2 protein-coding genes and 1 pseudogene are annotated in these 3,227 nt (G+C 62.1%); all 3 read right to left on the bottom strand.

Going from position 1 to position 3,227, the window contains the following annotated elements; translation table 11 throughout:
- A partial coding sequence (locus tag QZ329_RS15355) for an ATP-binding cassette domain-containing protein (protein WP_295753872.1) occupies positions 1–604 on the bottom strand: 604 nt, incomplete at its 3' end.
- Between the two features lie 19 nt (positions 605–623).
- Complete coding sequence (locus tag QZ329_RS15350; RefSeq protein ID WP_295753871.1) at positions 624–3,035, bottom strand: glycoside hydrolase family 3 protein; 2,412 nt, start codon at positions 3,033–3,035, stop codon at positions 624–626.
- Positions 3,036–3,057: 22 nt separating this feature from the next.
- Positions 3,058–3,227 (bottom strand): annotated as a pseudogene (locus tag QZ329_RS15345) (carbohydrate ABC transporter permease); the annotation flags it as partial.

Here is a 3,227-nt window from a genome sequence, read left to right as displayed (position 1 = left end):
TGATGATCTCGGCGCGCATCTGGTTGCGGAGCTTGGCGTCCAGGTTGGAGAGGGGTTCGTCCATGAGAAGCACCTTGGGCTCCCGGACGATGGCCCGGCCGATGGCCACCCGCTGGCGCTGGCCGCCGGAGAGGGCCTTGGGCTTGCGGTCTAAGTACTGGGTGATGTCCAGGGTGGCGGCGGCCTCCTTGACGCGCTTGTCAATCTCGTCCTTGGGCACCTTGCGGAGCTTCAGGGGGAAGGCCATGTTCTCATAGACTGTCATGTGGGGGTACAGGGCGTAGCTCTGGAAAACCATGGCGATGTCCCGGTTCTTGGGCTCCACGTCGTTCATGAGCTTCCCGTCGATGTACAGCTCGCCGCCGGAGATCTCCTCCAGGCCGGCAACCATCCGCAGCGTGGTGGACTTGCCGCAGCCGGAGGGGCCCACCAGCACGATGAATTCCTTATCCTTGATGTCCAGGTCAAAGGACTGAACGGCAATGACGCCCTCGGCCGTTACCTGAAGGTTCGTCTTTTTCTCGGAAGCGCCTTTCCTGGCCTTTTTCTGCCCGCCGCTGTGGGGATAGATCTTGGTGATCCCTTTCAAATTCAAAGTTGCCATAAGTAAGGTTCCTCCTTTGTCAGTCAATCTTCAAAATCAGCTCCAGGACTCGCCGCGCGCAGGTCTCCAGGTCCTCCCGGGACACCAGTCCCAGGTCCAGGGCCTGCCGCACCCGTTCCGGGTAGCCGTTGGCCATTTTGAGGTCGTTTCCGGCCAGGATTTCCTTATAGTGCTCTCCCTTGGTCCACCAGTCGGTCATGACCATGCCGGTATAGCCCCAGTCCTCTCGGAGAATGTCCGTCAGCAGTTCGCGGCTCTCCGAGGCCCGGCGGCCATTGATGATGTTGTAGGAGCTCATGGCCGCCCAGGGCTCCGCCTCCCGGATCACGATCTCAAAGGGGCGCAGATAGATTTCCCGCAGAGCCCGCTGAGAGAGGCGGGAGTCGCTGTTTTTCCGGTTGGTCTCCTTGTTGTTGCAGGCAAAGTGCTTCACCGTGGCGGCGATATGCCGGGACTGGATACCCCGCACCATGGCGGCGGCGATCTTTCCCGCCAGCAGAGGGTCCTCGGAGTCGTACTCAAAGTTCCGCCCGCAGAGGGGACTGCGGTGGATGTTCACCGCCGGGGCCAGCCAGACAGAGATGTTATTCTCCTTCACCTCCGCGGCGGCGGCCTCGCCGACTCTGGAAACCAAGTCTTCGTCCCAAGTTGCCGCCAGGAGCGTTGCGCAGGGCCAGGCGGTGGTACACACGCCCACCTCCGGCTGAATCCGAAGGCCCGCAGGGCCGTCGGCTGTGGTGATGTTGGGCACGCCGTATTCCGGCAGGTTCCCAATGCCAAAGGTATTGGAAACACCTACGTTGGACTGGCCGCCCAGCAGATGGATGAGGTCCTCGTCACGGAGCTGGGCCATGAAAGCGTCCAGGGTCAGTTTTCCCTCCGCCACCTCAGACAGGGGCCGCACCCCCTCCGGGAAGGGCTGGGCCAGCCAGTACCGCCCTCTGGCCCGCACTTCCGGGGCCACCGCCTCCAGGGTATTGGGATCCAGGGGAACAAGGGCGTTGGCATCCGTGTCTACCGCCGGGGTGGCAGGCAGATACTCCCAGGTCCCATCCGCTTGGAGACGCTTCGCCAGCTGGGACGGGGCCAGGACATTCCTGCACTGCCGGACGATTTCCGTCTCCGCCTGTTCCCAGGCAAAATCCAGCTTTTCCGCGTCCCGGACATTGGTCCCCAGATACAGATCATAGCGGCCTTTTTCCAGCACCCAGGCGGAGGGGGCGATCTTTCCCAGGTCGTCAAAGCTGGCCATATCCGATACGGCAAAGGACAGGGTCACCGTTTCGCTCTCGCCGGGGCCCAGAAGTCCGGTTTTGCGGAACGCCGTCAGATTCCGGGAGGGCTTTTGCAGCAACCCCTTGGGCGGGCAGAAATAGAGCTGGACCACTTCTTTGCCCGCCCGGTCCCCGGTGTTGCTCACCCGGACGCGGACCTGGACTGTCCTGTTTTCCGCCCCGGCCTCCAGGACCTCCAGAGAGAAGCGGGTATAGGACAGGCCGAAGCCGAAGGGATAGCAGACCCGCTCCGCCGCGCCCGGCAGGGTCTCGAAATACCGGTAGCCCACATAGACATCCTCGGTATATTCCACATAGTCTGTGGAGTCGTGGAAATGCTCCGTGGATGGGTAGTCAACCAGGTCCCGGGCAAAGGTGTCCGGCAGCTTGCCGCAGGGATTGGCCTTTCCGGCCAGCAGGGCGGCGATGGCCGCCCCGCCCTCCATACCGCCCTGATAGGCCAGCAGCACGGAGGAAATCCGGTCGTTCTCATAGAACCAGGAGACGTCCATGACGCCGCCCGCGTTCAGCACTACGGCCACCCGGTCAAAGGCGGCGCAGACCTGGTCCACCATGGTGCTCTCGGCGTCCGTCAGGTAATAATCCCCCTTGGGGAAGATCCTCTGGGCCCGCTGGGGCATAAGCACCTCGTCGGCCCACACATAGTCCTTGTTCTCGGGAATCACGGGAATCCGGTCCCAGCCCTCGCCGGAAAAGCGGCTGAGGACAATCACGGCCGTATCCGCATGTTCCCGCGCCGAGGACAGCAGTTCCACCGGAAGCTCCGGCTCCGCCATCAATCCGGGGACGTCCCCGGCGGCATAGCGCTCCGCGACATAAGCCCGGTAGTAGTCCGAAAGGGGTTCGTAGACGAAAACACCCTCCTCTTTCAACCCGTCGTAGACATTGCGGACATATGCGCAGGTCACGTCGCCGCTGCCTCCTCCGCCTTTTACATAGTCGATGCTACCCTTTCCGAACAGAGCCGTCCGGCTGCCGGGGGCCAGGGGGAGCAGGCTGTTTCGGTTTTTCAGCAGCACCATGCCCTCCCGGGCGGCCTGCCGGGAGAGGGCGATGTGTTCCGGGCAGGCCGTCACGCGGCGTTCGCCGTTGAGGGGCAGGTTGGGCTGATAGCGGGTGCGAATCCATTTTTCCATGTGCGGTCTCTCCTTGCCGTCGTTACTCCTTGACGCCGCCCAAGGTGACGCCTTCTACGATAAACTTCGACAAAAGCAGGTAGATGATAATGATGGGCACAATGGCGATGGTAATCATCATGTAGATTTTTCCCATGTCGAAGTTCATGTAGTCCGCGCCCCGAAGGGTGGCGATCATGATGGGCAGGGTCT

It is taken from the genome of uncultured Oscillibacter sp., assembly GCF_910579365.1.
In the GTDB taxonomy this organism is placed as follows: Bacteria; Bacillota; Clostridia; order Oscillospirales; family Oscillospiraceae; genus Oscillibacter.
This window is presented reverse-complemented; position numbering and strand designations above follow the sequence as displayed.

Bases quoted from the DNA above. Each gene is read 5' to 3' on its own strand.
- QZ329_RS15350 (WP_295753871.1), bottom strand. From the start codon at position 3,035: ATGGAAAAATGGATTCGCACCCGCTATCAGCCCAACCTGCCCCTCAAC.